General features: G+C 62.8%; 4 protein-coding genes. All 4 read left to right on the plus strand.

Translation table 11 applies throughout. The annotated features are described in order from the left end of the window. Window positions 1-154 precede the first annotated feature (154 nt). Window positions 155-1516 carry a M16 family metallopeptidase gene (locus tag RFM40_RS33160; protein WP_320279019.1) on the plus strand — a complete coding sequence of 454 codons (1362 nt, stop codon included), beginning with the start codon at window positions 155-157 and terminating at the stop codon, window positions 1514-1516. Window positions 1517-1602: 86 nt separating this feature from the next. Next, window positions 1603-3042, plus strand: coding sequence for a M16 family metallopeptidase (locus RFM40_RS33165; RefSeq protein WP_320279020.1), 1440 nt, complete (start codon window positions 1603-1605; stop codon window positions 3040-3042). Next, on the plus strand, window positions 3039-3893 hold the full coding sequence (locus tag RFM40_RS33170; RefSeq protein ID WP_320279021.1) for a patatin-like phospholipase family protein: 855 nt from the start codon (window positions 3039-3041) through the stop codon (window positions 3891-3893). Before RFM40_RS33165 ends, RFM40_RS33170 begins: the two co-directional genes overlap by 4 nt. 464 nt (window positions 3894-4357) lie before the next feature. Then, window positions 4358-5293, plus strand: a 936-nt coding sequence (locus tag RFM40_RS33175) for an Ig-like domain-containing protein (protein ID WP_320279022.1), incomplete at its 3' end; no start/stop codon positions are given.

The raw sequence follows: 5293 nt of genomic DNA on the forward strand, positions 1-5293 counted from the left end.
GGCCTCCCAAATATGAACCCGAAGCAAATGTGTGCGCACACTAGCCCACAAGGGGAGAAGGAAAAGGCGCAAGCGCCTCGAAAATGACGAACAAATCACTTTGCCTCGTCAGCGAACCTTTTCTATCGTCGCGCGACCGAAACCGGAGCATTTGATGACATTGAGCACCAGAGGGCTGGGCGCAGCACTCCTTGCCGGCACGCTGGCATTCGCGGCGCAGGCCTTGGCGCGGGCCGGGGACGAAGCCGAGGCCAAGGATTTCCTGCTCGACAACGGCATGGAAGTGGTCGTCGTTCCAGACCATCGCGCGCCGATCGTCACCCATATGGTGTGGTACAAGATCGGCAGTGCCGACGAGCCGCCCGGCAAATCCGGCATCGCCCATTTCTTCGAGCATCTGATGTTCAAGGCGACCGCCAATCACGCTGCCGGCGAGTTCGACCGCGCCGTGGCCGAGATCGGCGGTTCGAACAACGCCTTCACCTCTTACGACTACACCGCCTTTCACGAGACGGTGCCGCCCTCGGCGCTCGAAGAGATGATGGGTTTCGAGGCCGACCGCATGCGCAACCTCATCCTCACCGACGACGTCATCAAGACCGAGCGCGACGTGATCCTGGAGGAGCGCCGCTCGCGCATCGACAGCAATCCGCAGGCTGTGCTCGACGAGGAGGTCGACGCGACGCTCTGGCAGAACCAGCCCTACCGCATTCCGGTGATCGGCTGGATGCAGGAGATGGAGCAGCTCAACCGCACCGACGCCAAGGCCTTCTATGACAGTTACTACCGCCCGAACAATGCCGTGCTGGTGGTGGCCGGCGACGTCGATCCCGATGCGGTCAAGGCGATGGCCGAACGGACCTACGGCAAGATCGCGCGCGGGCCGGATCTGCGGCCGCGCATCCGACCCGTCGAGCCCGACCAGAACACCAGGCGCACCGTGACGCTCACAGATGCGCGCGTCTCGGTGCCGAGCTTTTCGACGCAATGGGTGGTGCCGTCCTATCATACCGCCAAGCCCGGCGAGGCCGAGGCGCTCGACCTCCTGGCCGAGATCCTGGGCGGCGACAACCACAGCCGCCTCTACCAGCAGCTCGTGGTGAAGCAGGGCATCGCCTCCGAGGCCAGCGCCTATTTTCAGGGCACCATGCTCGATGCCACCAACTTCACCGTCTATGGCTCGCCGCGCGGCGACGCCAAGCTTTCCGATGTCGAGGCCGCGGTCGACGCCGAGATCGCCGGCATCGTCAAGGACGGTGTCACTGACGACGAGCTTGAGCGGGCCAAGACCCGCTACGTCCGCTCGATGATCTTTGCCCGCGACAAGCAGGACGACATGGCCAATATGTACGGCTCGACGCTCGCCACCGGCGGCAATGTGAAAGATGTGCTGGAATGGCCGGACCGCATCCGCAAGGTCACCGCCGAAGAGGTCAAGGCGGCGGCCGCTCGCTATCTCCTGCTCGACCATTCGACGACCGGCTATCTCTTGCCGCAGCAACAGGCGGGGAATTGATGATGAGCTTTGGCCTGATGCGCATGCGCCGCACGTTATTCCCTTCTCCCCTTGTGGGAGAAGGTGGCCTCGCGAAGCGAGGTCGGATGAGGGGTGTTCCAGCTTGGCAAGGACGGCGATCCTTCCAACACCCCTCATCCGTCTCGGCGCTGCGCGCCGATCCACCTTCTCCCACAAGGGGAGAAGGAGGGCTCTACCGAGCCGTCGCCACCCTCTGCTTTGCCCTGTTCTTCCTGCTTCTGCCGGCGCTTGCCGCCCACGCGGAGATGAACATCCAGGAGGTGAAGTCGAAGAAGGGCATTTCCGCCTGGCTGGTGGAAGACCATTCGATCCCGCTGGTTGCCGTCCGCTTCGTCTTCGACGGCGGCACCGCGCAGGACCCCGCCGGGAAAGAAGGCCTTGTCAACCTGATGAGCGGCCTGTTCGACGAAGGCGCCGGCGATCTCGACAGCGGAGCCTTCCAACTGAAGCTCGACGATGCCGGCGCCGAGATGAGTTTTCAGGCGGCGCGTGACGGCACCTATGGCTCGATGCGCATGCTGTCCGACCAGAAGGACGAGGCTTTCGGCCTGCTGAAGCTGGCGGTGAACAGCCCGCGCTTCGACCAGGCGCCGATCGACCGCATCCGCGCCCAGGTGCTTTCCGGCATCCTTGCCAATGAGCGCGATCCCGACACCATCGCCCAGCAGCGCTGGCTGCGCGCGATCTATGGCGGGCATCCCTATGCGCGGCCGGATCAAGGCACCAAGGAGAGCCTCGCCACCATCACTGCCGCGGATATCAAGGCCTTCCACAAAGCGAATTTCGCGCGCGGCGGACTGCATGTGGCGGTGGTGGGCGACATCGATGCCGCGACGCTGAGCGGCAAGCTGGACGAGGTGTTCGGTGACCTGCCGGACAAGCAGATGCTGGCCCCGGTTGCCGACATCGCACCCAAGCTCGGCCAACAGCTAGAAGTGAATTACGACTTGCCGCAGACCTCCCTGCAGCTTGCCTGGCCAGGCGTGAAACGGAGCGATCCCGATTTCTACGCCGCCGTGCTGATGAACGAGATTCTCGGCGGCTCGACCTTCACCTCGCGCCTTTACGAGGAGGTGCGTGAAAAGCGCGGCCTTGCCTATGGCGTCAGCTCCGACCTCGTCGATCACGAGCATTCCAACGCCCTGCTGGTCACGACCGCGACGCGCTCGGACCGCGCCGCCGAGACGCTGTCGATCGTGCGCCAGGTGGTGAAGGAGATGGCGCAGAACGGGCCGACCGCGGAAGAGCTCGCGGCGACCAAGAAATACACGATCGGCGCCTACGCCATAAACAACCTGGACTCTTCCAGTTCTATTGCCTCGACGCTGGTCGAGCTGCAGCTCGACAATCTCGGCATCGACTATATCAAGCGCCGTGCCGCGCTGATCGACGCGGTGACATTGGAGGACGTCAAGGCGGCGGCGAGGAAGCTCCTGTCGGCCGATCCGGCGGTGATGGTCATCGGTCCGCCGCTGGTGCAGGTGGCGGGGCGTGGCAAGGGATGAGCCCGACCTTCGCGGTTGCCTTTGGCGGCGGCGGTGCGCGGGGACTTGCGCATATCCACGCCATCGAGGCGCTGGACGAGCTCGGCATCAGGCCGGTGGCGATCGCCGGCTCCTCGATCGGCGCCATCATGGGCGCCGGCATGGCTGCCGGCATGCGGGGGACGGAGATCCACGACTACAGCCGTGCTATCCTCGGCAGCCACGCCGAGGTGGCCGCGCGCATGTGGCGCTCGCGGCCGGGCACGATCGCGGAGGCCATGCAGGGCGGCATCCGCGTCGGCCAGTTCAATGTCGAGCGCATCCTGAAGGCCTTCCTGCCCGAGGCGATCCCCGCGACCTTCGAGGAGCTGAAAATCCCGCTCAAGGTGACGGCGACCGACTATTTCGGCCATAAGCTCGCCGTTTTCACGGATGGCGACCTGCAATCGGCATTGGCCGCGTCGGCCGCCATTCCGGCGGTGTTTCGCCCGGTGACGCGCGACGGCCGGGTGCTGATCGACGGCGGCATCTACAATCCCGTGCCATTCGATCTGGTCGAGCAGGATGCCGACATCATCATCGCCATCGACGTTGTAGGGGCGCCGAGCGACGTCGAGCGCAAGCACCCGACGACCGTCGACCTGATGTATGGCGCGACGCAGCTGATGATGCAGTCGATCATCGCCAACAAGCTGCGGCAGCACCCGCCGGACATCCTCATCCGCCCGGCCGTCTCGAAATACCGCGTGCTCGACTTCCTCAAGATCGAGACGCTGATGGCCGACACGGTCGAGATCAAGGACGAGCTGAAGCGCGCCGTCGAGAAGGCGGTTGCCGAGCGCGGCGGCAAGCCCGGCAAGATGGTTGTGTGAGCGCTGAACCGCCGATCCGTTTCACCTGAGCGGTAATCCTTGTGGCGCCATTTCCAGATGGATGCAGGTATCCACACGCGCGTACAAGTACGCTTTTTGTCATTAACTATTCATCGAATCCGACGTTGACGCGGCGATAGAGTTAATAATATCCTAATATACAGGGTAGCGTAAATTATCTCCCGACCGGCAACAACGAGTTACGGCGCTACTGGGGTAGGGGAAACGCAGCGCGGTTATCTGTAGCCGTCGCAGCCATCACCATCGAGCCACCGCCTGTCTGTGAACGCCATTTGGGGTGGCCTTTCATGGGCCGGGTCGTCGGGTTGCGACTGGTTGCATGGCATTCTGATTCTTTCCTCCCCCAAAGACTGGGCGCCGATCCATTTCGGCATGGGGTGGTCAGCCGTCTGTAGGACGGCCAATGAGCAGGCGCCGCGCGCGTCTGTCCGCAGGGGGATAAGATGGGTTCGACTGTCGGCACGAGCAGCAGCGACAATCTGGTTGGCGGCAGCGGAGCCGACATACTGAATGGGGGCGCTGGAGATGATCGCCTGAACGGCGGGTCGGGCGATGATACCCTCAATGGCGGCAGCGGCTTTGACACGGTGCTTGGTGGATCGGGATCGGACATCCTGATCTACAAGGCCTTCGAGAACCAATACCTTCTGGGCAGCACATTCACCAGTTCCACGCAGACAATAACAGGTGGAACCCTCTATTCCGGAACAGACCAGGCCACGGTCGGAACCGTGCCCACTCAAAACACGCTTGGCGGAACTGCGTTTGCTGGGTACGACTCCTATGATGGCGGAAACGGCGCGGTGCAACTCGGCAAAACCGGATCCACACCCGACGCCGACACTTTGCAGATATGGCTTAGCGCGGCCCAACTGAGCGATGCCGCAATTATTGCGGAGATTTCATATTTCAGGAACGTTTGGCTTCCGGCGCACATCAGCGCACAAACCGGCCAGGCCGATAGTTCGGTCTATACCTTCAAAACGCTTGATCTCAAGGTCACGGGTATTGAGAAGGTCGTGGTTCTCGATAGTACCGGCACGGTTCCCGTAGCCGTCAATATTGTCGATTCTGCCTTAAGTGATAGCGACAACAGCTCGGTCGTAACGTTCACATTCACTGGCCCGGTGACGGGTTTCGCCGCGTCCGACGTTACGGCGTCTCACGGCACGCTGACTGACTTTCAGATGATTGATGCTTCGCACTATACGGCGAAGTTCACGGCGGCAGACGGTTATGATGGCATTGGCACCGTTTCGGTCACGGCCGGTAGTTATACCGACACCGCCGGCAACGCTGGCGCTGGTGGCAGCGACACGGTTGCCATCGACACCGAGAACCCGACGGTCGCGGTCGACATCGTCGACGGCGCGCTGAGC

Origin of the sequence: Mesorhizobium captivum, from assembly GCF_033977165.1 — a bacterium.
Classification (GTDB): domain Bacteria; phylum Pseudomonadota; class Alphaproteobacteria; order Rhizobiales; family Rhizobiaceae; genus Mesorhizobium; species Mesorhizobium captivum.